Raw genomic sequence first — 24,270 nt, forward strand, 5'->3', positions numbered from 1 at the left:
ACGTTATCCGACATTTGTTCGGATGTTATGCGGCAGTGATGTAGATTAACTATGGAAAAGGAAATCAGCGTTGGAAGCTACGCTAAGACGATACACAGAAATCCCCTATGTCATAGATCTTTTACAGACAAGAGAGCTGACATTAGTTAATCCCAAAGCATGGGATGATCGAAATGATTCATTCTACATAGAGCAGTATGCGCGAGCAGCTGGAGTCTCAAGTACTTATGCTTTATGTCTGGCTGAGGCGCCGGAAACCTATCATCACTGGCGAGTTTTCTCACATGGCAGTGGAGGTGCATGCATCACCTTCGACAAAAGCAAAATCATAAAATATGCAACGAAGCATCATGGGGTTCGCGCCGAAAGCGTCCAGTACTGCACTATATCGGATCTTAGGGGCGAGCCTCCCCAAACCGAAGAGCTCCCCTTTCTAAAACGCTATGCGTATGCAGATGAAAAGGAATTTAGGCTTTTCTACGGAGCCAAGAGTAAAGGTGAGCCTATATATAGGATTCCAATTCCACTTTCGGCAATTGATCGAATAACGCTTAGTCCTTGGCTTCCAAGAGCTGTCGCCATTCATGTCAAGAGCACTTTGAAGTCAATAAATGGTTGCAGCAATCTGCGCATTTCTAGATCTACACTTGTTGAAAATGAAACCTGGAAAGAGTTTGCAGGAAATGGCATATAACAATGCAGCTCGCTGGGGCTGGCTAAAGCCAGCTCCTTAGCTCAATCGTTAGGTAACAGAGGCTAATCATGAGTCGCCTAGACACAAGGCTAGAAAGTGAAGGTGCTGAGTTCCTTGTTCTTGGTCAGCTACTGATTCACCGCATTCCTACCTATAAAACATATACAAACATGCCTGGGTACGATCTCGTTGCAACGAATCCAGAGAAAAATACATCTGCCCGCATACAGGTGAAAAGCCGTTGGAATACAGGGGCAATCGACTTTCCAATTAAAAGCTTTGATTGTGAATTTGTTGTCGCAGTTTTTCTTAATCGTGGCTCCAAAGATGGTCGGAAGGAAGTTATGGCCCCTGATTACTACGTTTTACCAGTAAGCCTCATAACCTCTTTACCCCGCAGCGCAAACTGGGGGAAAGTAAGCATGAAAAATGTAGCGGATTTAGATCGGTACCGAGAGGCTTGGCACCTAATATCATCATTCATGGAGTCTGTGACCTAAGTACTGGTTCAAGTCGCTCGTTTCGCTCACTCGGGCCGGCTAAATCCGGACCCTTAGCTTAATCATTAGGTGCTTGATGAAAATAGCAGCAGATTTCTTCAATGAAATGAAGCGCAATGAGTCGCGCGGTCGATGCCTTCATTTCGAACGCGGAGAGCGCTGTAATGAAATAATCAGTGCCCACTCAATTCAAAAAAGCAATCAATTGGGAGAGATAGCTGAAGCCGGTCATGTATACCGAATAACTGCTGAGATGTCGGTCCTGCGAGATAATAATTGGCAACCTGCGCCCCAAAAAATCGGATGGAAAAAAGCATCTACATTTTCCGGATTTTGCAAATACCACGACAATGAGCTTTTTAAGCCCATTGATAACTACCCTTTGGAACCCAATTCAGAGCAAGTAGCACTTTATGCTTATCGCTGCATGTGTCGAGAATATTTTACAAAAGAAAATGTCGCGACTTCATTAAAGAATTTTATAAATAATTCAGCGCTGCATGCGGAGCAAAAAAACTTTCTTGAGGCCTCTTATATGGGGCATTCACTCGGCTTTCAGCGCCTGCAGTATCACAAAAAATATTTCGATGCAGCGTTGCTTTCCAAAAGCTATAGTGAGTTTCAGTTCCTAACGCTGACATCTAATTCGCCTTGGCATCTACAGTTGTCAGGCGTGCTATATCCTGACTTCGATTTTCTCGGAGGAGGCCTACAAGATCTTGGCGACTTTAAATCACCATTGGATTTTATTACATTTTTTACCGCTCCTTTAGCTCAAGGGTGGTCATTCACTTTGTGCTGGCACGCAAGCAGTAATAATTCATGTGTAGCACTCGCAAGGTCTTTGGCGAGTGCGGTAAGTTGCGGAGCAAGCCCACAAGATGCATTGCTCAGATTCTCGTTCTCATGTTGTGAAAACCACGCATTTCGTATTACTTGGTGGGATAGTTTGCCTGTCTTGGCGAGAGAAGCCATTTTGAGCCGAGTAGCCTTAATGGCAGATCCAGAGGCTCCGGTACCGTCAGATTACTTAGCTAAAGGGTTAGAGGGAATAGCAGGCTGGGAAGTTGAAAATATATTCACTACGCTTACTGCTACCTCATGATTCGCACGCTAACAAACGTTTCAAATAGCTCATTTGGGCCAGCTAAAGCCGGTCTCTCGGTTTAATCGTTGGATAAAAAATGAATCTGACACTACGCACGGACGCAATCACCACCGCACTAGCCATTGCTTTCTTCATGGCAATCACTCTCGCGAAAGGCGATGTCCTTTTCATTGGCTACTGGTACTACGCAGCAGTCTTTCTAGGGATTTTTATTCTCTCTGCACTTGTAAAGGCAAAGCCTCTGTTTATCTCCGGCGCAGTTCTGGCTGCGGGGTTGGCTTTTGGTGTTTACATTCGTGCCAATTGGGTTCCGGTCACTACCAACGATCTACTGGCGCTAGGGCATGTCTTTTCACTGCCGGGCGCGGCGGTTGGTCTGCTGGTGTTCGGTGTTGTCAGCCGCTTTTCAACTCGCAATAAGCCAGCCCTTGCCTTTGCTGCTGGCTTCCTGGGGTTCGGGATAGGGTTTTTGGCGAATCAAGCCATTTTATGCAGCACTGTCTTGTACTGCGGTGCACTCCTGGGGGTCTGAGTGCACTCTGCCGAGCCGTCATTCTCACAGCAGCGCTTGCACTGGCCTGTAGGGGAATAAACCAGAGGCTCCGTGGCACCTGGGCTCCCGCCTGCGCGGGAGCGACGGCATGGTGGGTTTTCCCTAGGACACATTCTTGAGGTTGATCAAGTTCTGTCCCGCCGCCTGCAGCGCCTGGTAGCGGTGCACGCAGGCGATCGAGGCGTAGACGTTCTGCACGGTGGGGCTGTCGTTGGGCGGGCTGCTGCGCTGGATCAGGCGGATGATGTTGCCGGAGCTGCGGGCGATGACGAAGTAGGCGGAGTACATAGGGTGCCTCGCTGGCCGGGGGTTACCTGGCCGGGGTGTCGGGGTCAGGTGGTTCTGTGGCGTTCGAAGAAGCTCATCACCTGTTTTTCCGCGTCGTCGTGGGGCATGTCGTAGCGCTGCTGAACCAGCTTGGTCAGCTTTTGCGCGTCACCTTCGGACTTGATCAGTTCGTCCAGGGTCAGTTCGTCCCAGACGACCCGCGCCAGGCTGGCGAGGTGGCGCCAGTTTTTGCGGATGATTTCGGCGAGTGGCCTGCTCATTTTCTGGCTCCTTGGGGTTGCGTGAGTGGGTCTGCAATCAGCGTCGCAGTGATTGCCTTTGCGGTCGGTGCGCTGGCGCGCTTAGGCGGCTGGCTTGTTGCGGCCTTGGTGGATAAGCAGAGCGTTATCCACCCTACGGCGGCCTGAACTCCCTCTCCCTGCGGGAGAGGGTTGGGGTGAGGGGTTTGGCGAGTTTGGCGCTGCGGGTCAGAGCGGCCGGCAGCGCAGGGCTATGTGGTGTTCCTGACCGTCGTCGATGAGGGGGACTTCCAGGCCTTCGATCAATACGCCGTCCAGCTGCAACGAGGGCTCTGCGTCGGCCTGTTGCTGCACCTCGATACGGTACAGCGCGCTGCCGAAGCGGTAATCCAGGCTGAAGCCCGGCCAGTCGGCCGGCAGCACCGGTTGTAGGCGAAGGCTGGCGCCGCTGCGCTGCAGGCCGAGCAAGGACTCGACGATCAGCCGGTACATCCAGCCGGCCGCGCCGGTGTACCAGCTCCAGCCGCCGCGCCCGGCATGGGGCGCCACGCCATAGACGTCGGCAGACACCACATAAGGCTCGACCTTGTACTGCTCAATGGTCGCGGGATTGCCGTGGCTGACCGGGTTGATCAGGCGCAGCAGTTCCCAGGCGCGGGCGCTGTCGCCCAGGCCGGCGAAGGCCATGCTCGCCCACACGGCGGCGTGGGTGTACTGGCCGCCGTTCTCGCGCACGCCGGGCACGTAGCCCTTGATATAGCCGGGGTCGAGCGCGCCCTTGTCGAAGGGCGGGTCGAGCAGTTGCACCAGGCCCAGGTCGCGGCGCAGCAGATGTTGCTCCAAGGCGTCCATGGCGCTGCGCTGGCGCTCGGGTGCGGCGGCGCCGGAGAGCACCGACCAGCTCTGGGCGATGGAGTCGATGCGGCACTCCTCGTTACCCGCCGAGCCCAGTGGCGTGCCGTCGTCGAAGTAGGCGCGGCGGTACCAGGCGCCGTCCCAGCCGTGCTCTTCCAGGCTGATACGCAGCAGCGCGGCCTGTTCGGTGCAGCGCTGGGCGAAGGGTGCGTCGTCCTGGCTGTGGGCGATGGCGACGAACTGCTGCAACACCTCATAGAGGAAGAAACCCAGCCACACGCTTTCGCCCTGGCCTTGTTCGCCGACGCGGTTCATGCCGTCGTTCCAGTCGCCGCAGCCGATCAGCGGCAGGCCGTGGGCGCCGCGCGCCATGCCGTGTTCGATGGCGCGCACGCAGTGCTGGTAGAGGCTTTCCTGCAGGGACGAGGGTTGCGGCAGGTCGTAGTAGGACTCTTCGCCGGCATTCAGCGCACGGCCCTCGATATAGCTCACCGGCTCATCGAGTACGCCGTGGTCGCCGGTGATGCGCACATAGCGGCTGGCGGCCAGGGGCAGCCACAGGTAGTCGTCGGAGCAGCCGGTGCGCACGCCGCGATCCAGCGGTGGATGCCACCAGTGCTGCACATCGCCCTCGCTGAACTGGTGCGCCGCGCACAGCAACAGGTGCTGGCGGCTGGCGGCCGGGCTGGCATGGATCATCGCCATGCTGTCCTGCAACTGGTCGCGGAAGCCGTAGGCGCCGCCGGACTGGTAATAGCCGCTGCGCGCCCAGAAGCGGCTGGCGATCACCTGGTACATCAGCCAGCCGTTGACCATGACGTTGATGGCCGGCTCCGGGGTGTTGATCTGGATCGCGCCCAGGGTTGCGCGCCAGTGCGCGCGCACCTCGTCCAGTGCGCTGCTGGCCGCGCTGGCTCCGCGAAAGCGCTGGGCCAGGCGTGCGGCGGCCCTGGCGTCGTGGCCTGCACCGAGGCGGAAGACGACTTCCTGGCTCTCGCCATCGGCCAGCTCGAACGCCACCTGGATCGCCGCGCAGGGGTCCAGGCCGCCACCGGTGCGCCCGGACAGGCGCGGCTTGGCCAGCGCCGCGGGGGCATTCAGGTTGCCGTTGCGGCCGAGGAATTCGCTGCGGTCGCCGCTGACGCTGCGCGCCGGCGAGTCGACATCGAAGAACGCCACGCGACCGGGGAACTCGATGGAGTAGGCGTTGCGCGCGAACAGCGCGCCGCTGACCGGGTCCTGCTCGGTGATCACGTGCATCGCCGACTTCTCGCGCAGGTCGCCGAGCACCCAGGCCACGTAGCCGGTGGCGGACAGGCTGCGCTCACGCCCCGAGTGGTTGCGTACTTTCAGGCGCGAGAATTTGATCGACGCATCCAGCGCCACATACACCCACAGCTCGCTGTGGATGCCGCCTTCATCGTGCTCGAAAACGCTGTAGCCGAAGCCGTGGCGGGTGGTGTAGCTGCCCGTGCCGGGGCGCGGCAGCGGGGTGGGCGACCAGTAGTGGCCGGTTTCGTCATCGCGCAGGTACAGCGCTTCGTCGCTGGCATCGCCAACCGGCTCGTTGTGCCAGGGCGTCAGGCGGTACTCGTGGGCGTTTTCGCTCCAGGTGTAGGCGCCGCCGCTTTCGCTGAGCACCGTGCCGAAGTGCGGGTTGGCCAGCACGTTGGCCCAGGGCGCCGGGGTGCTGACGCCTTGGCCCAGACGAATGACGTACTCGCTGCCATCGGCGCTGAAGCCGCCGTACGGGTTGCCCAGCAACAGCGCCGGGTTGCTGGAGGGTGGGCTGGCTGACAGGCGCGGCGGGGTGCGCATCTGCTCCGCATCGAAACGCGGCAGCGCCGGCTCGCTGGAACGCCGGTGCACCTGCTCGGCCAGGCTGCCGTTGCTGTCGCTGAGCACCAGGCGCGCCACGGCGAGCATCAGCAGGCGGTCCTCGTTGGACAGTTGCTGGGCCGGGCGGACGAAGATGCCGCCCGGACGGTCGACCAGATTGGCCTCGCTGCCGGAAGTGACCAGCGCCATGATCTGGTCTTGCAGTTGCTGGCGATAGCCGACCTGGTCCTCGTTCCAGATCACCAGGTCCACCGCCAGGCCTTTTTGCCGCCAGTAGGCGTGGGCCTGCACCAGTTGCTGCACCAGCTCGATATTGGCCGGGTCGGCGATCTGCACCAAGACGATCGGCAGGTCGCCGGAAATCGCCTGGCCCCAGAGGTCGGACTGGTTGCGCTGGTTGCCGGTCAGCACGCTGGCATCGGCGCGCAGCGCGGCATTGGCGTAGAGGATCGAGGCGGCCATCTGCTCGAACAGGCGAGCATCGGCCAGCGAGGCGTTGAGTTGGCGCAGCAGCACCTGGCTGTGGGTCCAGGCCAGGCCGAACACGCGGTCGGCCAGGTGGCGGTCGCGGTATTTGTCGATCAGATGCAGGCAGCTGTCGCGGGTGTCGCCGACACCGGTGACCAGGTCGATGATGGCGGTCTGGCCGGGGTCCAGGGTGATGCGGCAGCGGATCGCCACAACCGGGTCGAGCACCGAGCCGGCGCTGCCGGACAAGCTGTCTACGCCTGCATCCAGTGCCGCTGGGTGGGCCACGCTGCGGCCACGGCCGATAAAGCGCGCGCGGTCGGTTTCGTAGGAAATCGCGTCGATGTCCACGCCGTGGGCCGCCAGCAGGTGACACATCCACGGCACGCTTTCCTGGCTGGAACGCGGCCGCCGCGAACACAGAATCGCTTGCAGCGACGGCAGCAATTCGGTCTGCACGAACAGCTTGCTGAAGGCCGGGTGCAGGGCGTCGGCGATGGCCGGGGCGAGCACCACTTCGGCGTAGCTGGTGAGCTCCAGGGTGCGCCGCACACGGGCGCGGTTGGTCAGGTGCAGGCGGCGCAGTTCGATGTCGTCTTCGGGTGAGACGACGATCTCGGTGTGGCTGTCGAAGTCGCGCTCGCGCACGCGGAATTCGGCGCGGGCGTCGGTGAAGATCGCCTCGTAGCCGGCCGTGCGGCGCAGCGTTGGCTGGTGCGCGGCGGACCAGAAGTCGCCGCTGGCGACATCGCGCAGGTAACAGAACATGCCCCAGTGGTCGCGGCTGATGTCTTCCTGCCAGCGCGTCACGGCAGTGCCGTTGCAGCGGCTGTAGCCACCGCCGGCGCTGCTGAGCATGACGTGGTAGCGGCCGTTGGAGAGCAGTTGCACGGCGGGGCGGCGGCGATCCGGGTCGCTGAACACCCGCAGCTTGGTTTCGGTGACCCGCGCGGCCGCATCGGCGGCGGGCGAGTGGGCGGCATGCAGGTACTGCGCGGCGGTTTTCGGGATGCGCTCCTGCAGCAGCAGGGCGGTGGCCTGGAACTGCGGGTCGGACTCGAAGCGCCGTTGCATCGGCCGGTCCAGCAGGACATAGACCAGCGCCAGCAGGCTCATGCCCTGGTGGTGAGCCATGAACGACTGGATCACCGCTGCACTTTGCCCGCGCGGCAGCCGCGCCGGGGTGTAATCGACTGCCTCGTACAGGCCGAAGGTGCCGGCCAGCCCCTGGCTGGCCAGGCGCTGCAGGTTCTTGCAGGCGGCTTGCGGGTCGACCATCAGCGCCAGGACCGAGGCGTAGGGCGCGATCACGATGTCTTCACCGAGCCCGCGCTTGAGGCCCAGGCCGGGGACGCCGAAGGCGCGGTACTGGTAATTGAAGTGCGCATCCTGGGTGTTGTAGCCAGACTCGGAAACGCCCCAGGGCAGGCCCAGCTGGTTGCCGTGCTCGATCTGCCTGGCTACGGCGGCGCGGCAGGTCTGGTCGAGCAGGGTGCCGGCGTAGTTGGGCATCACCAGCATCGGCATCAGGTACTCGAACATCGACCCGGACCAGGACAGCAGCACCGGCACCCCGGCGTTGCTGGTGAGCAGGCGGCCGAGGGTGAACCAGCCTTCCTGGGGCAACTGGCCCTGGGCGATCACCACGAAATTGGTCAGCCGCACCTCGGAGGCCAGCAGGTCGTAATAGGCGCTGTCCAGGCGGTTCTCCTCGGCGTTGTAGCCGATGGCGAACAGGTCGCGGCGCGGTTCGTAGAGGAAGCTGAAGTCCATCTGCGCCAGGCTGCCGGCGACGTGGGCGAGGCGCTCGGCACAGGCGATGCGTTCCCTGGCGCGGTGCTGCACCGCCTGCACCTGGGCCTGGCTGGCGTCGGGCCATTGCCGGCTGTCCAGTTGCGCCAGCTGGCGCCAGGTCCCTGCGGCAGGCTGTTCGCTGCTGTCCCGGGGCGGCAGGCAGAACAGGCTCAGCTCGCTGTGCAGGTCGTCGCAATGCGCCACCAGCGCCTGCAGCCAGCGCTCGGTTTCGCTGTCCAGCGCGGGCTGCAGGCTCTTGCGCAGCAGGCGGCTGTAGTCGAGCAGGCGTTGCAGGCGCTGGCAGGTGGCTTCCAGGCTTTGCGGCGCGGCGGCCTGGGCGGCGTCCAGCTCGCCTTGCAGCTCGCGCAGGGCATGTTCGTTGAGGCGCGCGCCGCGCACGGCGTCGTGCAGCAGGGCGAGGGTGTCGCTGAGGCCGGCAAACAGTTGCGGGCTGAGCAGGGGTTGCTCGGCCAGTTCCAGCAGGCCGGGGCGCAGGGTCAGCAGCAGGCCGGCCAGGTTGCCGCTGTCCACCGTCGACACGTAGTGCGGCGGCAGGGGCTTGAGCGTCTGCGTGTCGTACCAGTTGAAGAAGTGCCGGCGATGGCGCTCCAGGCTGGCCATGCTGGTCAGCGACTGGTCGAGGCGCGCCAGCAGGCGGCCGGCGCTCAGGTAACCGAAGTCGTAGGCGGCCAGGTGCGAGAGCAGGGCCATGCCCATGTTGGTGGGCGAGGTGCGGTGGGCGATCACCAGGCTCGGCTGTTCCTGGATGTTGTCGGGCGGCAGCCAGTTGTCCAGCGGGCCGACATGCTGGTCGAAGAAGGCCCAGGTCTTGCGCGCCAGGTTGCGTAGAAAGCGCAGGTCATCGTCGGACGGGGTGAAGGCCTGCCGCGCCGACGGCCGACTGAGCCACCAGGCGACGGCCGGGCCAGCCAGCCACAGCAGGAGTAACGGGCTGGCCACCGCCAGCACCCACGGCGTGTGCAGCAGCAGGGCGGCGCTGCCGAGTGCGGTCGCCGGGGCGACCCACATCAGCCGGTACAGGCCGGGCAGGTCGTTGCGGCTGCTGCGCTCCACTTCACGCGAGGGGTTCCATTGCAGCAGGCGCTTGCGGCTGACCAGCATGCGCCACAGGCTGCGGCTGATGGCGTCCAGGCTGAGCGCCGCCTCGAAGGGCAGCCACACCAGGCTCAGCAGGGCGCGGCTGAAATGCAGCGCGGCCGAACCCGAGGTGGCGTGCAGGTGCTGGCCGAGGGGAATGTCGTGGGGCTTGCGCAGCAGTTCCAGTAGGGCGCTGAGCAAGGGTTGGGTCAGCACCAGGGCGAGTACGGCCAGGGTCCAGGGCAGCGCCTGGTCGATGGCGAACCAGCCCCACAGCAGCATCGCCAGGAAGGCGGCTGGCTCCAGGCTGCGGCGCAGGTTGTCGAGGATCTTCCAGCGCGCCAGGGCATTCAGCCGGTTGCGCTCCACGCCGCCTTGCGGCTTCGGTGTCCACGGCAGCAGCCAGGGCAGCAGTTGCCAGTCACCGCGCATCCAGCGGTGGCGGCGCTTGCAGTCGGCGCTGTAGCGGGCCGGGTGTTCTTCGTACAACTGCACGTCGCTGAGCAGGCCGGAGCGGGCGTAGCAGCCTTCGATCAGGTCGTGGCTGAGGATGCGGTTATCCGGGAAGCAGCCTTCGAGCGCCTGCTCGAAGGCATCCACCGCGTAGATGCCCTTGCCGATGAACGAGCCGTGCTGGAACAGGTCCTGGTACACGTCGGAGACGGCGCGGGTATAGGGGGCGACCCCGGCGTCGCTGCCGAACAGTTGCGCATAGGGTGAGCGCGCGGTGCTCGGCAGGCTGATGCCGACCCGTGGCTGGAGGATCGCGTAACCGTTGCTGATGCGCCTCTGCACGGGGTCGAACACCGCCCGGTTGAGCGGGTGGGCAAGGGCGCCGACCAGTTGCCGGGCGACATCGCGCGGCAACTGGGTGTCGGTGTCCAGGCTGATGACGTAGTTCACCGGCGGCAGCGCGGTGATATCGCCGACGATCAGCGCGAAGTGATCCTGGCCCTGGCCGCGCAGCAGGGCATTCAATGCGGCGAGCTTGCCGCGTTTGCGTTCGTGGCCCATCCACACGCCCTCGGCGGGGTTCCAGCGACGTGGGCGATGCAGCAGGTAGAAGCGCTCGGCACCGCTTGGCGGGTACTTGAGGTTGAGCGCTTCGATCAGTTGGCGGGCCAGCTGGAGCAGGGCGGCGTCCTGGTCCAGCACCTCGCTGGGCGCATCCATGAAGTCGGTGAGCAGGGCGAAGTGCAGGTTGGCGTCGCGGTTGGCCAGGAAGCGTACCTCCAGGCCTTCGACCAGTTCCTCGATATCCCGCGCGCTGCCCATCAGCGTCGGCACCACCACCAGGCTGCGCGCCTGTTCGGGAATGCCGTCGCTGTAGTCCAGACGCGGCAGGATGTCCGGCGTCACGGTCAGGGTCACCAGCCAGTTGACCAGGCCCAGGGCCAGGCAACTGGTCATCAGCAGGGCCGGTATGCACAGCAGTACCAGCAGCGGGTCGCTGAGTCCGGCACTGCGTGCGGCGGCGAGGAACGGCCAGGCCAGTAGCACGCTGAGAATCAGTGCCGGGCCGAGGAAGAAGGCCAGCGGTGCACGGCGCAGCAGGCGCTGCCAGGCCTCGGCGATGGGCGGGCGCGCGCCGAGCTGTTGCTCCAGCTCGCCGAGGCCAGGACCCAGTAGGTAGAAACCGACATGGCTGGCGAGGCCCTGACTGGCCGCTGCCAGGTCGATGGCGCGGCGGGCGATGGCTTCTTCCGCGTGGCTGCAGTGTTTCGCCAGGCGCTCGACCACGTGGCGGTAGTGGTCGCGGGTGGCGAAATCCATGCTCGGGTAGATCGCCGCCGGGTCTTCGTGCAGCACCTGTTCGACCCGGCTCATGCTCTCGACGAAGCTGCGCCAGTCACTGGCGGACAGCTTGCGCAGGCTGTTGATGCTGTTGCTGATGGACACCTGCTCGGCGGCCTGCTGCTGGGCATCCAGTTGCACCAGGCGTTCGATGTTCAGCCCGCTTTCGCTGAGGGTCTGTTCGATCCAGGTCAGTGGCAGGATCAGCGCCGCGCTTTGTCCCTGCAGGCGCCGGGCCAGCTCGGCGACGAAGGAGCTGGTCAGCGGTGGTTGCGAGCGGGCCATGTCGGCGACGGTCAGCAGCACGCTTTTGGCATCGTGTTCGGCGGTGTCGCGCAGGCGGTCGGCCCAGTCGTTGGCCAGGTTGCGGTCGTCCCAGTTGGCCATTACCCGTGAGGCGACGCGGCGCAGGTTTTCGATCAGCGCCAGGCGCAGCATGATCGGGATCGCCCACAGCTCGCCGAGGGTCAGTGGCATGACCGACTGGTAGGACGCGACGAAGCGACTCAGGCTCTCGCTGTCGACCCGGCCGTCACCGTGGGAAATGGTTTCCAGGGCGATGTCGTAGACCCGTGGCAGACCGCTCGACGGACCGCTGGCCAGGCGCGGCAGTTCGCGGCTGTAGCCTTTGGGCAGGTGTTTGCGGGCGGTGCGGATCTGTTCTTCGATCAGGTAGAAGTTGTCCAGCAGCCACTCCGCCGCCGGGGTGGCGCGGCGGGTGTCCAGCGGCACGTCGCCGAGCATGGCGCAGCTGCGGACCAGCAAGGCTTCGTTGTCGGTCAGGCGAGTGAGCAGTGCGCCGGCAGCCGCGCGCGGGTTGAGCTGATGCTGTTTGGCCAATTCATGGCCGTGGTTGGCCATCTGTTCGGCGCTGAACAGTTCAGCCCGCAGGACGGGTTCGTAAGCAAACTTACGCGGTGAACTGCGCAGCTGCGAGAGAGCGCGGAGCCATGAGCTGGGCATTGTTTCCTTGACCGGCTACGTCGAGTTGCAGCGACCTGGCCTGAGTGAAGCGAGACAGGCAGCGGTCTGCCGGGTCATGCCGACGCGGCGTTGTGGGGTGAAACTCTGCTGCGCATGACGGTGCACCGGCGTCGGGTTGGCGTCTGTCCGTTAGCGCACATAGGGCGGGCTGGCCGTTCAATGGCGCGGGTTTGGCGGTAGTCGGTGTTGGCTCTGGTTGGGTTCGCTGACTACCCGCGGTGGCCCTGGGGGCTGGCTCGCTAAGCGTGCTGGCGCACCGACGCCCGGCCTGGTTCTGGCCATGGTGGCGCTCCTGTTATCGCGCCATTCGGTGCGATGCGGCCAGCGAGGTCACCATGAACAAGTCCAATGAGAGCAACCCCGGCAACGTCCAGCCCAAGCCCACCGGCCAGGCCAAAAAGGTGCAAGACGGCAACATCACCGTGCCGTTCAACAAGGTGGAGCGCAAACCAGAGCACAAGCCTGCGGCTAAACCCATGGTCGGCAATGTGGCGGAGCCGCCGGTGTCCAAAGCGCCGTTGGCCGAGCAGCGCTCCGAACGCGGCGACCGCCGTGTGAGCCCAGAGCCGCACACTTCGTGATCAGCTTCGGTGCCCCCGTGCGCAAGGGCCAGTGGCTGCAACAGATCGCTGCGGCCAAGGCGACCTGGGGCAAGCTCAGTGAGGTTGAGCTGCGCCAATGCCAGGGCCATGCGCCGACGCTGGCCGGCATGGTGCGCCAGTGCTATGCGATCAGCCACGAAGCGGCGGAAAAACAGGTCGACCGGTTTTTCGACAAGTATTGCGTCTAACCACCAGCGCCCGGGGCAGGGCGGCCTCGGGCGCTATGCGCGGCAACGCACCGACAGCGGGCGTGAGCGACTGCCATCGTCCTCTTCCCGGCCCCCGGCACATTCGCCGGTATCGGGACTGCGCAGAGGTCACCATGAGCAAGCCTACCGAACAGCGTTACCCCAGCGGCCCCGTCAGGGTCGGTGAGCAGAAATCCGGAAGCCCACGCCAGCCGTTCTACAAGGCCAAAGAGGTCATCCATGACCCGGTTCCAGCTCCCGCCAACGAGGCCGGCAAACCCCCGCTGCGTGCGGCCAGGGGCGATGACGACCTGATGAGCCAGGAACCGAAAAAATCGTGATGCCGGATAGCGATGCCCTCGAAGGCAGTGTTGCGCTGTCTCAAGAGACGCAGGGCGCGCTTGCCGACACCGCGTTGCAGGCACACCAGCCCGAAGATCGCCGGATGAACACCTGGCAGGCCGGCTATCCACGGCCGCTGCACCAGCGCGAGCGCGATAGCTGGCTGAAGCTGAAACACCAGGAAAGCCGGCCTCAACAGGCCGTGGCGCCGATGCCCGAGGTTGATTCACCGCTCAGTGGCCCAACCTGATTGTGTAGGAGCCAGCTTGCTGGCGATGCTGGTCGGCGCCGATGGGCAGCGGATCGCCAGCAAGCTGGCTCCTACAAAGGCGGGATCTCCGCCGAGTGCGAGGCGGACGGCTGGGGCGCCATTCGGGCAGCCCAGGCGCTGGAATCAAGCCGTGGCAGCCGCCATGTCGATGTCTTTATAGAGCCCCGATGAGGCTTTGATCACTTCCCGGGCGATGGCGGTTTCCCGCTCGCTACGGGTGTCTGCCAGCAGCACCACGTCACCCTGACTAGCGGCATCGCTGACCTGTGCGCAGGTGCGTTCGGCATGCTTGCCCGCGTCGCTGCCGGCGCCGATCACGCTGCCGAGGAAGCCGCCGATGAGGGCGCCCCAGCCGGGCAATATCAATGGCGTGATCAGCGGGCCGGTGCTGAACAGGCTGATGTGGTTGATCAGCAACACCACTTCCGCCAGGGCGCCAAGGCCGATGCCGATGCTGGCGCCGATTCCACCAGGGATCAGCACGTCCTGCAGCGTCCGGTTGCTCCTGGTGTCTGGCGCGGGCGGGGCATCGGCATCGTCGGCGATGATCTGCAGGCGGTCGCTGTGCAGGCCACGGCGCACCAGTTGCAACAGGGTGTCTTCGGCGGGAGCACGGTGGGGGAAAAAGCCCCATACGGTGTGGTGGTAGCTATCCATGGTGATGCTCCTGAGCGTAAGCCGATGCCGAGTGTCGAGGCTGTTAGCTTGGAGCGTGGCGCAACCGCCAGTCTGTGCGCTCGCGTACGCAGGGGCGCAATAAGGCTCAGGCCGCCGCCCGAGGTTGATTCACCGGCTCAACCTGACCCTGTAGGAGCGAGCTCTGCTCGCGAAGCTTTTGCGCGGGCGGGTTCGCGAGCAGAGCTCGCTCCTACCGGTTGCCGCGCCACACACCGCGCGTGGGTTGTGGTTGAACCCAACCCTGTAGGAGCCAGCTTGCTGGCGATGCTTGTCGGCGCCGATGGGCAGCGGATCGCCAGCAAGCTGGCTCCTACAGGTTCCCGGGCCACACAACCCGCAGCGAAGCCCATCCCGGGCGACGGTCTACGGACTGCGGCGCGGCTTACATCAGCTGGTCGATCAGGATCGCGTTGCTGTAGATCAGGCTGCCGTCGCTGGCGCGGTGGCCAACCAGGTGGAACTGGCCGCGCTGGTCGCTGGGGCGCAGGTAGACGCGCAACTGGCAGTCGGACAGCGGGCCGCACTCCTCGGGTAGCTGCAACTCCAGAGTGTCCATGTCGACATCGACCATGACCTCTTTTCCCTGGGTTTTCTGCAGGTGTTCTTCCGCCTGCTCCAGGTGCTTGTGATCGACGCCGTTGATGTAAAACTCGATGAGTCCCAGCGGCGTGGATTTTTCTGCGTTGCCGGTTTTGCACCAGCCTTCGATGCTGAAGCTGCTCATGGCGAGGCCTCCTGAAATGATGGCGTGGCACTGCCATGCCCTGCCTGTTAAGGGTGGACAGCCATGGCGGCGAGCTGATTCAGCGTTTGCGATGAGTGGCAGGTGAGCCGGGAGGGCGCCTGCGCCTAGGGCAGCAATTGCCAGACCTCGGCATTGGCCAGCTCCTTGACGCTGGCATGCCGCACCGCCCCGTGGATGGGGGTGAGCGCGTAGCTGCTGGCCGACTCGAAGGTGGCCGAGTAACGCACGCCGCTGAGCCGGTGCAGGTAGAGCAGCTGGGCGTTGATGGGCTGGGCGCGCTGGGTTTCGCTCATACCGTTCATTGCGTGGCCTGCGGCGGTGTCGGATAGGCCTCGATCCTGAGCCGGCCACTGCCGCGCGTCTGTACGCCATCGAACCCAATGGCAGGTCGGTGCGTCAGCGAACGCTGCCCGGTATTGGCTGAAAAAACCCTGCTATGCGCGGCAACGTACGGACGTGCGTGTGTACGGCTGTCATGGTGACTTCCCGAGCCCCGCCATTTGCGCGCGCCCGTGTGCTTTTCTGTGGAGGTCATGATGAGCGTGCCTATTGATCCGAATGTGCCGACCGGTCCGCCGGAACCGCCTGTGCCGGGTTTCACCGAGCCGGATACCGACCAGCCCGATGATGCAGAACTCCCCGAGCAGACACCGCAGGACGACCCGTTGGACAGCGACCTGAGCCCTGGGAGGGGCAATGGCGCCCTCGGCGAGCCAGAGCCGTCATGAGCCTGCCCAGCGTCGAACAGCTCAAGGGCCAATGGCAGCAGCACCTCGGTGCGGCCAAGGTGTCCTGGGGCAACCTGATCGACGACCAGCCACTCTGCGCCGCCGGTCGTGCGCAACGCCTGGCGGGCTTGCTGCAGGCGCGTTACGCCTTCTCCCGGGATGACGCCGAGGCGCAGGTAAAGCGTCTTTTGGCCACGCACAAAGGCTGATCTGAGCCAGGCCAGCTGCCGTTTCGTCAGATGCAGTGGGCAGGGCACCTGGGGTTTTCAGCGACGTTTCGACACGGGTACCCATGGCGCCAACGGAGCCAGGCTAGAGGGAGAAACACAATGAAAGCCTATTCCCGCGCGTTACTGATCGTCCTTGGCATTGTCCTGGCTCTGCTGACCCTGAGCGGCCTGGTTACCATCTGGAACCTGTCGCAGGAGCTGGTTGAGGCGCGCCAGCAGTCCCAGGCCTGGAAAATCTACGCCCTGGGCCTGCCCACCCATAGCCTGCAGGCAGTCCAGGGCATGGCCGATGCATGCCGCTACGTACCCTGTTGCCTGGCTGCGGGTGCAGCCCACGGATTACCGAACACCTTTGCCGTGCTGGGTGCGCACTTCAGTGCCACCCGGTTGGCAGTCGAACTGCATGAGCACGTGCCTGGCAGCGCCGTTGAACAACTGCCCAGGTTGAGTTTTTGATTCCGGGAATGCTCGGCAGCGGCGATGGAGAGGTGCGATGACTTATCGGGTGCTGATCGTCACGGCGGATGCCGGCGATTGCAGCGGGTTGCAGGAGATGCTTGGGCAAGCCCGAGACGGGCCTTTCAGCAGCGAACGGGTGCGGTTGTTGTCCGCCGCCCTGGCGCGCTTGCCGGCGGGGGGGATTGATGCGGTGCTGCTGGACCTGTCGTTGCCCGACAGCCAGGGCATCGACACCTTCCTGCGCTTGCATGCAGCCGCCTCGTCGATACCGATCCTGACTCTGTGCGCCCTGGAGGACGAGGCCCTGGCGCTGCAGGCCCTGGACTGCGGCGCCCAGGGCTATTTGCTCAAGGGGCAGTTCGCCAGTTACCTGGTGGCCCAGTCACTGCGCAACATCATCCAGCGGCAAAACCTGGAGGAGCGCCTGAGCCAGGAGCGCGCGCGGGCGGAAATCACCCTCAACTCGATCAGCGACGCGGTCATCGGCACGGACATGCTGGGCAATGTCGACTACCTGAATATCGCCGCGGAACACATGACCGGCTGGCTGCGCGAAGAGGCCCGCGGCCATCACATCGACCAGGTCATGCACCTGGTCGATAGCGAAACCTCGGCGGTGGCGGTGAACCCGGTTGGCCTGGTGCTGCGCCAGAACCAGCCGATGGGCATGACCGCCGGCACGGTGCTGGTGCGCCGCGATGGCAGCAATGTGGCGATCGAGGACTCTGCCGCGCCGATTCTCGACCCCAGCGGGGAAATCAGCGGGGCGGTGGTGGTGTTCCACGATGTCACCGAGGCGCGGGTGATGGCCATGAAAATGGCCTATCTGGCACAGCATGACTTTCTTACCCGGCTGCCCAACCGCGTACTACTCAATGACCGGATCGCCCAGGCCATCAGCCTGGCCGAGCGCAGCGGCAATGCCATTGCGCTGATGTTTCTCGACCTCGATCACTTCAAGTACATCAACGACTCCCTCGGCCACGCGGCTGGCGACCAGTTGCTGCAATTGGTGGCGCAGCGCCTGTCGGCCTGCGTGCGCAACTCGGACACGGTGAGCCGTAGCGGTGGCGACGAGTTCGTCGTGCTGCTGGCCGAGGGGCGCGACATGCAGGACGCCGGCCTGACCGCGCAGAAGATCATCGCCGCCCTGTCGGCGCCTTACGCCATCGACCAGCACGAGCTGCACATGACCTGCAGCATCGGCATCAGCGTGTACCCGGCCGATGCCGAGAGCGCCGAAGCGCTGCTGAAGAACGCGGACACCGCCATGTACCACGCCAAGGAAAGCGGGCGGAACAACTACCAGTTCTTCAAGCACGCGATGAACGTGCGCGCGGTCGAGCGTCAGGTGATCGAGAGCAGCTTGTGGCAGGCTCTCGACCGGCACGAATTCATCCTCCATTACCAGCCCAAGCTGAACCTCAAGACCGGTGCCGTGACGGGCGCCGAGGCGCTGGTGCGTTGGCAGCATCCGCAATGGGGGCTGACCCTGCCGGAGCGCTTCGTGCCGGTTGCCGAGGAGTGCGGGCTGATCGTGCCGCTCGGGCGCTGGGTGCTGCGCGAGGCCTGCCGGCAAACCCGGCGCTGGCAGGAGCAAGGGCTGGAACTGGCGTCGATTGCGGTGAACATCTCGGCGCTGGAGTTCCGCCATGCAGATTTCGTCGCCGGGGTGCAGCTGATCCTCGCCGAGACCGATTTGCCGCCGCAGTGCCTGCAACTGGAAATCACCGAAAGCGTGCTGATGCGTGATGCCGATATCAGCAGCGGCATCCTGCAGCAGCTCAAGGACATTGGCGTGCAACTGGCGGTGGATGATTTCGGCACTGGTTATTCCAGCCTGAGCTACCTGCTGAAGTTCCCCATCGACGTGCTGAAGATCGACAAGTCCTTCGTGCATGCCATCAACGCCAACACCGGCATCATCGCCAGCGCGATGATCGCCATGGGCGCCAGCCTGCATTACAAGGTGGTTGCCGAAGGGGTGGAGAGCCAGGCGCAGCTGGTGTTCCTCAAGCGCGAGCAGTGCGATGAAGGGCAGGGCTACCTGTTCAGCCGTGGCCTGCTGAGCGAGCAGTTCGCCCGGCTGTTTCTGCACAAGAGCGTACCGCTCGACTGCTGACAGGGGCCTTCAAGCCAGGCTGGGAGGTGGCGGCGGGTGCGGGCTGAGCAGCCGTGCGTAGCCCTGGTTCAGCGCGCCATAGCACTCGCAGGCGGCGGCTTCGAGGCCAGGGCGGTCGAGGATGGTGATCTTGCCGCGGCTGTAGTGGATCAGGCTGCGCACCTGCAGGGCACCGGCGGCAATGGTCACGCCGCTGCGGCGCACGCCCAGCATGTCGGCGAGAAACTCGTGGGTCAGGGTGAGGTGATCGGAATGTGCGCGGTCATGGCTCATCAGCAGCCAGCGCGCCAGGCGCGGCTCGACCGCATGGAAGTGAGCACAGGCGACGTTCTGCGCCAATTGCATCGTCAGCACATAGAGGTAGCGCTTGAGCGCGCGCAGCAGGTGCGGGGACTCGCGCAGTGCCTGGCCGAGCCGGGCCGTGCTGATGCGCAAGGCCCGGCCGCTGCCCTGAACCACCGCCCGGTTGGGTGCCACATCGAGGCCCAGCACCAGGGTGGCGCCGAGCATGCCTTCGTTGCCGATCAGGCACAGCTCCAGCGGACGATGCGGGCCCAGGGTGGTGACCAGGGAGATAAAGCCGTCGAGCGGGAAGTACAGATAGTCGTAGGTCTGGCCGGGTTCGCAGAGCGTGTTGCCGAACAGCAGCTCCACCGTTTCGCAGTGCGCCAGGACGCGTTCGAGCTCCTTGGGCGGCAGGGCGTTGAGCAGCAGGTTGACGACAGGTGTTGGGGGTGCAGCTGGCATGCGCGAGGCCTGCAGCACGAGTCAGCCGAGGTGGCGCGGGAAGGGTGCCAGGCAGTCCCGTGGGCGCAGTGTGCACACCTGCTGCCGTGCGCTCTGTTCGCTAGGCCACGCAGGCCGGGATTGCGCGGCTGGGGGCGGTCTCAGGTGGCCGGGTGCTTGGGGATGTAAGGCAATAGCCGATCGGTTTCCTTCTTCACCACGGCGTAGCACTCGCAACTCAGTTGTTCGAGTTTCTGCCGGTCGAGCACGGTGATATGCCCTCGGCTGTACTCGATCACACCCTGGCGTTGCAGTTTGCCCGCCGCCTCGGTGACACCCTCACGGCGCACGCCGAGCATGTTGGCGATCAGCTCCTGGGTCATGGTCAGCTGGTTGCTTGGCAGGCGATCCAGCGACAGCAGCAGCCAGCGGCACAACTGCTGGTCGATCGAGTGATGGCGGTTGCACACCGCGGTTTGCGACATCTGGGTAATCAGCGCCTGGGTATAGCGCAGCATCAGAACTAGCAACTCGCCATGCCGGTTGAACTCATCTTTCAGGTGCTGGCCAGGCAGCCGATACGCGTGCCCGCCGCTCTGCACGATGGCCCGGCTGGGCGTGCTCTCGCCGCCCATGAACAGGGCGATGCCCACCAGCCCTTCATTGCCGACCACGGAAATCTCCGCCGAGGCACCGCTTTCCATCACATACAGCAGGGAAATGATCGAGTCGGTCGGGAAGTAGACATGGCGCATCGTATCGCCGGACTCGTACAACACCTTGCCGAGTGGCAATGCCACCCGCTCCATGTGCGTGAACAGGCGTTCTTGCACGTCTCCAGGCAGGGCCGCCAGCAGATGATTTTGCTGCGGCATGCAGGGTTCTGCCATTTCAGTCCCCTTTTGATAACTGATATAGGCATTAAATTGACTATACGCCGCTGCAGTATTCGCTCTGTTCGCTACCGCACATAAGGCTTTTTCGTGATGAGGTGGGGAGGGGGTTATCGCGGGGGATTTCGAGGCTGGGCTGGGCGTCTGGGCAGGCCGCATCACACCCCAGCGGGAAGCATCGCGCTGGTCACTGGACAGCTTGCGGGCAAAATCATACTTTTCAGGCTGGTCTTGTCCGGTGTCGTGCCCTATTCAGCAGATGTTGTGATTGTTTGAAGAGGGCTGGAAGTAACAGCGACTTGGTGCTCGACAAGGAAGGTTATCCAACATTCTGTTGGATCTTATGCGGCAGTGATGTCGTCTAATAATAGTTAGGCATCAATTGTGCTCATCAGATTTTCGGTGTTTGAAATTGACAATGATTCGGGGCACAGCGCTGGAGCCTTGGTGGCAGCCCATGCACTAAGAGATGAGGGTGACCTTACTGTTTCAGAGCACAGGGAATTGCGCATCGCTCTAAAATGGTTTAATGAAAACTTGCCGATACCTGAAACCTTAAATGACATAGAACACCGCAGGGCAATATCTTGGTTCAAGCCAGGGGCCGAAGAAGCAATAAAGAAAATGTGGCTCCTAAAAGATATACTTGAGCAGCACGGGATTTATATAAAAGTTCTTCGAACAGAAGATCCGGGAACAGTACTGCATGACGACTCATGGCAGGTTATCGCCAAGCCACATAAAGGGCAGCGGTTCTGAATCGAAAACCGCATGCCTAACAAGTGGTTAAAATCGTTCGCTTCGCTCACTGGGACGGGCTCAAGCCCGCCCCTTAACCAAACGTTATACGGTATGAGTCATGGCCGGCATCGACATATTTCCCCCGCTAACACCAGAGCTAAATGTACGCTGCATTAAAAAGTCGTTGAGCTTTTATACAGAGCTACTCGGCTTCTCGATTTGCTTCGAGCGCCCAGAGGATGGCTTTGCAACCATCGAACTTGACGGTGCTGTTCTCATGCTTGAACAGATAGAAGAATTGGCGCCACAAAATGATCCATGGATCCCCGCAGAGCTTGAATACCCCTTTGGTCGAGGCATAAACTTCCAGATAACCGTTAAAAATCTTGATGGTATATACCGTTGCTTAACGGATAACAGCTATCCAATCCAGTTGCCACTAGAGCAAAAATCATATCGAGTTGGTGGTCAGTTCGTTAGCGTTAGGCAATTTATGATCATTGACCCAGATGGCTACTTACTCAGGCTAAACAGCCTTGCCAATGTAAACGCTGGTGCGGCCCAGGTATAACAGCTGGTTCAAACCGTTCGCTTCGCTCACTGGAACGGGCTAAAGCCTGTCCCTTAACTAAACGTTAGATGCATTGCCCCACCGCACGTCGCGCCCGCTTGCCCTCATGAATACCATGTAATACATTGCATTCAATAGTATGGAGGGCATTCCTATGAGCGTCACAACCGTCCGGCTACAGCCTGAACTCGAAGAAAATCTTGGAGCCATGGCCGAAAAGCTTAACCGGAGTAAAAGCTGGCTTATTAATCAGGCGCTTAGAGAATTCTTTGAGCGTCAGGAGCTAGAACAGACCCGCTGGCAAGAAACGCTGCAAGCGATGGAGTCCGTAGCACAGGGCAAGGTCGTGTCCGGTGAGGCAGTAAATGCCTGGCTCCAGAGCTGGGGCAGCGCAAATGAACTGCCGCCACCTAAGGCGAGCCAATGAAGCTGGTCTACTCAGAAGAGTCCGTGGCCGATTTGGTTCGTCTCCGAGCATTCATTGCTGAGAAAGATCCCCTTTCTGCCGCACGTTTAGCAACAGAGCTCATTGCTCGCATCGAGAATCTTCGCCTGTTCCCAACAATGGGCCGCGCAGTGGAGTTAGCTCCAGACCCAAAGGTTATTCGTGATGCAATTTTCGGGAAATACGTAATTCGGTACGCTACGCATGCCGAAGCTGTCGTGATTCTCCGTATATGGCACCACTATGAAGACCGCATGCAAAGCATCTAACTACTGGTTCAAGTCGTTCGTTTCGCTCACTGGGGCGGGCTAAGCTGACCCCTTAACCCTGAGGCAGGAAGCCGCGATGCTCGTGACCAAGCCATGGCGAAAATATATATTCATCGCTTTTATGTGTTCGCTCCCGGTTGCGATCGTCGCCGTAATATCAATCTTCATGTACTCATCGCTTGAGTCGGAGTGCCATGTGAGTAACGTATTGCAGGGGCAAATGCGAGTGAATTTATCTAAGTTGGAGTTGCAGTCAGCTCGCCCTGGTCGTGGGGTGTGTCCAACCTTATTCTTTTATATGAGGGATGACGGTGTGGCTGGTTGCGCAGAAGGCTTTGAACATAAATTTCGTGGCCCTGAAGTTTCTTTTGGCAGTTGCGGCTGATTGTAAGCTTCTAACAACGTATATGGACTCTCCCCTCAAGCAGTGGACCGACGTGTCGCCCAGCCGCTGGCGATAGCAGGTGGATTGAGCCCCTGGGAAGCAGGATCGACGGCCCGAACCGGCCGGCGCATGGCGCGATAGCAACTATCCTTCGCTGCAGCGATCCCTTGCATCAGGGCTGTCGAAGCGCACGCGAGTCGACGTCCTTTCCCTCTGCTGCCAACCAGGTGCCGGTCTATGCACAAACTCTGGAGAAAGTATTTGGCGCTGCTGGATAACGACCTGTGCACGAAAGTCTTCGATAACTTCAAGAACCTGCTGGTCTGCGCCTTGCTGTTCGCCGCCGGGACGGAAGCCCTGCATGGCGACCATCGGTTGTTCATGGGCCTGTGGGTATCGAACCTGACCGGCTGGGGCTTGATCATCGTTTCGGCGCTGCTGTTGCTGCTGAACATCAGCGATGGCCTGCACCGGCTGGCCAAGTTGCGTTACCACCGGGTGTTGCAGGTCATCCTGTGTTTGCTCTATCTCGTGCTCGCCGTGCGGGTGGTGGAGATCGTCTGGAGCTTTCGCGCGGAATAGCACGCGGGGCGGTTGAATGCGCTTGCGCCATCACCGCTGCCGGTCGCCGCAGGGCTTGGTCGAGGCCATACGTGCCGTGCAAAGCTGCAATCCGCCTTTGCAGCCCTGTCTATTCAACCGGGTGCAACGAGGCTCGAAGATGGCTCCTGACTTACCAGGAGTCATTGCCATGACCCGCCTCGATTTACCCCACGTCGACCTCAACCTGCGGGTCGTGTTCGATCTGCTGATGCAGGAACGCGACCTTCGCCGCGCCGCCGAGCGCCTGTTCCTCGCTCCTGCGCAGGTCAGTGGCGCGCTGGCGCGCCTGCGCCGGCAGTACGACGATCCACTGTTCGTGCCCGCCGGCCCGTATTTGCAGCCAACTCCGCGCGCCTTGGCGCTGACGGCCATCGGCCAGATAGCGCCCTTCGATCCCTCCATCAGCCGCGAGGTGTTGCGCATCGGTATGAGCGACGATGCCGAGCTGGGCCTGCTGCCGCAGTTGCAGCGCCACCTGCACGCCGTGGCGCCCCATGTAGTGCTGGTGGTGCGCCGTACGCAGCACCAGACACTGGCCCGTCAGCTGAATGCCGGGGAGATCACTGTCGCCATCGCCTATGTCGGCGAACTGCCGCCGGGCATCCGCCAGCGTCGCTTGCGTCGCAGTCGCTCACTGTTGTTGCGCGGAGATGGACAAGGCGCGCCGCTGAGCCTGGTCGACTATGCCGCCCGGCCCCATGCCCTGGTCTCCGGCGTCGGTGACCTGCATGGGTTTATCGACGACGAACTGCGCCAGCGCGGCCTCAGCCGTGAGGTGCGCCTGGTGGTTCCGCAGTTCCACGGTCTGGCTGGGTTGCTACGCGGCAGCGCGATGGTGGCCAGCGTGCCGGATTACACCGCGCCGGCGCTGCTGGCAGAAGGCGGTGTGCGGGTCGAGGAACTGCCATTCGCGGCGCCGCGCTTTGACCTGTCGATGGCCTGGAGTGCCAGTCGCGAGGTCGAACTGGCGCCGGTGCAGCGCTGGCTGCGCGAGGCAATCAGCACTTGCCTGGGCGAGGTGGCAGAAGAGGGCGTCGAGATCGCGTGAGCGGCTGCGC

26 protein-coding genes are annotated in these 24,270 nt (G+C 62.4%); 18 read left to right on the forward strand and 8 right to left on the reverse strand.

The window, feature by feature from the left end; translation table 11 throughout:
• The first annotated feature begins 70 nt into the window (after positions 1–70).
• The 4 genes from H3H51_RS20890 to H3H51_RS20905 all read left to right on the forward strand — a co-directional run bounded on the left by H3H51_RS20890 (position 71) and on the right by H3H51_RS20905 (position 2,834).
• Positions 71–694: a DUF2971 domain-containing protein gene (locus tag H3H51_RS20890; protein WP_183091020.1), complete on the forward strand. Its 624-nt coding sequence runs from the start codon at positions 71–73 to the stop codon at positions 692–694.
• Positions 695–762: 68 nt separating this feature from the next.
• Positions 763–1,194, forward strand: a complete 432-nt coding sequence (locus tag H3H51_RS20895) for a hypothetical protein (protein ID WP_183091021.1) — start codon at positions 763–765, stop codon at positions 1,192–1,194.
• Positions 1,195–1,270: 76 nt separating this feature from the next.
• Entirely contained in the window at positions 1,271–2,299 is a 1,029-nt protein-coding gene (locus tag H3H51_RS20900) for a hypothetical protein (RefSeq protein WP_183091022.1), read from the forward strand.
• A 79-nt stretch (positions 2,300–2,378) separates the two neighbouring features.
• Complete coding sequence (locus tag H3H51_RS20905; protein WP_183091023.1) at positions 2,379–2,834, forward strand: hypothetical protein; 456 nt, start codon at positions 2,379–2,381, stop codon at positions 2,832–2,834.
• 123 nt (positions 2,835–2,957) lie between these two features.
• Here the strand turns inward: H3H51_RS20905 and H3H51_RS20910 are convergent, their stop codons facing one another.
• The 3 genes from H3H51_RS20910 to H3H51_RS20920 all read right to left on the reverse strand — a co-directional run bounded on the left by H3H51_RS20910 (position 2,958) and on the right by H3H51_RS20920 (position 12,193).
• Positions 2,958–3,143, reverse strand: coding sequence for a hypothetical protein (locus H3H51_RS20910; protein ID WP_183091024.1), 186 nt, complete (start codon positions 3,141–3,143; stop codon positions 2,958–2,960).
• Between the two features lie 44 nt (positions 3,144–3,187).
• Positions 3,188–3,403 carry a CsbD family protein gene (locus tag H3H51_RS20915; protein WP_183091025.1) on the reverse strand — a complete coding sequence of 72 codons (216 nt, stop codon included), beginning with the start codon at positions 3,401–3,403 and terminating at the stop codon, positions 3,188–3,190.
• A gap of 207 nt (positions 3,404–3,610) precedes the next feature.
• A complete protein-coding gene (locus tag H3H51_RS20920) occupies positions 3,611–12,193 on the reverse strand; it encodes a GH36-type glycosyl hydrolase domain-containing protein (protein ID WP_183091026.1) in 8,583 nt (2,860 codons plus the stop codon).
• A gap of 356 nt (positions 12,194–12,549) precedes the next feature.
• On the opposite strand from H3H51_RS20920, the gene H3H51_RS20925 reads away from it, so the two are divergent.
• The 4 genes from H3H51_RS20925 (at position 12,550) to H3H51_RS20940 (ending at position 13,596) form a co-directional block, all read left to right on the forward strand.
• Positions 12,550–12,795: a hypothetical protein gene (locus tag H3H51_RS20925; RefSeq protein WP_183091027.1), complete on the forward strand. Its 246-nt coding sequence runs from the start codon at positions 12,550–12,552 to the stop codon at positions 12,793–12,795.
• On the forward strand, positions 12,792–13,004 hold the full coding sequence (locus H3H51_RS20930; protein ID WP_183091028.1) for a CsbD family protein: 213 nt from the start codon (positions 12,792–12,794) through the stop codon (positions 13,002–13,004). Before H3H51_RS20925 ends, H3H51_RS20930 begins: the two co-directional genes overlap by 4 nt.
• Positions 13,005–13,138: 134 nt before the next feature.
• A complete protein-coding gene (locus tag H3H51_RS20935) occupies positions 13,139–13,345 on the forward strand; it encodes a hypothetical protein (RefSeq protein ID WP_183091029.1) in 207 nt (68 codons plus the stop codon).
• Positions 13,345–13,596: a hypothetical protein gene (locus tag H3H51_RS20940; protein ID WP_183091030.1), complete on the forward strand. Its 252-nt coding sequence runs from the start codon at positions 13,345–13,347 to the stop codon at positions 13,594–13,596. The genes H3H51_RS20935 and H3H51_RS20940 overlap by 1 nt, the downstream gene beginning before the upstream one ends.
• Before the next feature lie 144 nt (positions 13,597–13,740).
• Here H3H51_RS20940 and H3H51_RS20945 read toward each other — a convergent pair whose 3' ends face one another.
• From H3H51_RS20945 to H3H51_RS20955, 3 genes are all read right to left on the reverse strand, one after another.
• The gene (locus H3H51_RS20945; RefSeq protein WP_183091031.1) at positions 13,741–14,274 is read right to left on the reverse strand and encodes a hypothetical protein; all 534 of its coding nucleotides are present in this window, start codon (positions 14,272–14,274) and stop codon (positions 13,741–13,743) included.
• Positions 14,275–14,677: 403 nt separating this feature from the next.
• On the reverse strand, positions 14,678–15,019 hold the full coding sequence (locus H3H51_RS20950; RefSeq protein WP_183091032.1) for a hypothetical protein: 342 nt from the start codon (positions 15,017–15,019) through the stop codon (positions 14,678–14,680).
• Positions 15,020–15,144: 125 nt separating this feature from the next.
• Positions 15,145–15,333: a hypothetical protein gene (locus H3H51_RS20955; RefSeq protein ID WP_235981445.1), complete on the reverse strand. Its 189-nt coding sequence runs from the start codon at positions 15,331–15,333 to the stop codon at positions 15,145–15,147.
• A gap of 243 nt (positions 15,334–15,576) precedes the next feature.
• On the opposite strand from H3H51_RS20955, the gene H3H51_RS20960 reads away from it, so the two are divergent.
• The 4 genes from H3H51_RS20960 to H3H51_RS20975 all read left to right on the forward strand — a co-directional run bounded on the left by H3H51_RS20960 (position 15,577) and on the right by H3H51_RS20975 (position 18,579).
• Positions 15,577–15,768, forward strand: a complete 192-nt coding sequence (locus H3H51_RS20960) for a hypothetical protein (RefSeq protein WP_183091034.1) — start codon at positions 15,577–15,579, stop codon at positions 15,766–15,768.
• Entirely contained in the window at positions 15,765–15,977 is a 213-nt protein-coding gene (locus tag H3H51_RS20965) for a CsbD family protein (protein ID WP_183091035.1), read from the forward strand. The genes H3H51_RS20960 and H3H51_RS20965 overlap by 4 nt, the downstream gene beginning before the upstream one ends.
• Before the next feature lie 120 nt (positions 15,978–16,097).
• Positions 16,098–16,454 carry a hypothetical protein gene (locus tag H3H51_RS20970; protein ID WP_183091036.1) on the forward strand — a complete coding sequence of 119 codons (357 nt, stop codon included), beginning with the start codon at positions 16,098–16,100 and terminating at the stop codon, positions 16,452–16,454.
• 37 nt (positions 16,455–16,491) lie between these two features.
• Positions 16,492–18,579 carry a putative bifunctional diguanylate cyclase/phosphodiesterase gene (locus tag H3H51_RS20975; RefSeq protein WP_183091037.1) on the forward strand — a complete coding sequence of 696 codons (2,088 nt, stop codon included), beginning with the start codon at positions 16,492–16,494 and terminating at the stop codon, positions 18,577–18,579.
• A gap of 9 nt (positions 18,580–18,588) precedes the next feature.
• Here the strand turns inward: H3H51_RS20975 and H3H51_RS20980 are convergent, their stop codons facing one another.
• Together H3H51_RS20980 and H3H51_RS20985 are read right to left on the reverse strand one after the other, a co-directional pair.
• Positions 18,589–19,326, reverse strand: coding sequence for a Crp/Fnr family transcriptional regulator (locus H3H51_RS20980; RefSeq protein WP_183091038.1), 738 nt, complete (start codon positions 19,324–19,326; stop codon positions 18,589–18,591).
• A 140-nt stretch (positions 19,327–19,466) separates the two neighbouring features.
• Positions 19,467–20,195, reverse strand: a complete 729-nt coding sequence (locus H3H51_RS20985; RefSeq protein WP_183091039.1) for a Crp/Fnr family transcriptional regulator — start codon at positions 20,193–20,195, stop codon at positions 19,467–19,469.
• 405 nt (positions 20,196–20,600) lie between these two features.
• Between H3H51_RS20985 and H3H51_RS20990 the strand changes: the two genes are divergently transcribed.
• From H3H51_RS20990 to H3H51_RS21015, 6 genes are all read left to right on the forward strand, one after another.
• The gene (locus H3H51_RS20990; RefSeq protein WP_183091040.1) at positions 20,601–20,957 is read left to right on the forward strand and encodes a hypothetical protein; all 357 of its coding nucleotides are present in this window, start codon (positions 20,601–20,603) and stop codon (positions 20,955–20,957) included.
• 100 nt (positions 20,958–21,057) lie between these two features.
• The gene (locus H3H51_RS20995; protein WP_220791118.1) at positions 21,058–21,510 is read left to right on the forward strand and encodes a bleomycin resistance protein; all 453 of its coding nucleotides are present in this window, start codon (positions 21,058–21,060) and stop codon (positions 21,508–21,510) included.
• A 154-nt stretch (positions 21,511–21,664) separates the two neighbouring features.
• On the forward strand, positions 21,665–21,937 hold the full coding sequence (locus H3H51_RS21000; RefSeq protein WP_183091041.1) for a CopG family ribbon-helix-helix protein: 273 nt from the start codon (positions 21,665–21,667) through the stop codon (positions 21,935–21,937).
• Positions 21,934–22,224, forward strand: coding sequence for a type II toxin-antitoxin system RelE/ParE family toxin (locus H3H51_RS21005; protein ID WP_183091042.1), 291 nt, complete (start codon positions 21,934–21,936; stop codon positions 22,222–22,224). The genes H3H51_RS21000 and H3H51_RS21005 overlap by 4 nt, the downstream gene beginning before the upstream one ends.
• 622 nt (positions 22,225–22,846) lie before the next feature.
• Positions 22,847–23,191, forward strand: a complete 345-nt coding sequence (locus H3H51_RS21010; RefSeq protein WP_183091043.1) for a hypothetical protein — start codon at positions 22,847–22,849, stop codon at positions 23,189–23,191.
• A gap of 169 nt (positions 23,192–23,360) precedes the next feature.
• Complete coding sequence (locus H3H51_RS21015) at positions 23,361–24,260, forward strand: LysR substrate-binding domain-containing protein (protein ID WP_183091044.1); 900 nt, start codon at positions 23,361–23,363, stop codon at positions 24,258–24,260.
• Positions 24,261–24,270: the final 10 nt, after the last annotated feature.

The sequence above is a fragment of the Aquipseudomonas ullengensis genome (assembly GCF_014174475.1).
GTDB lineage: Bacteria > Pseudomonadota > Gammaproteobacteria > Pseudomonadales > Pseudomonadaceae > Aquipseudomonas > Aquipseudomonas ullengensis.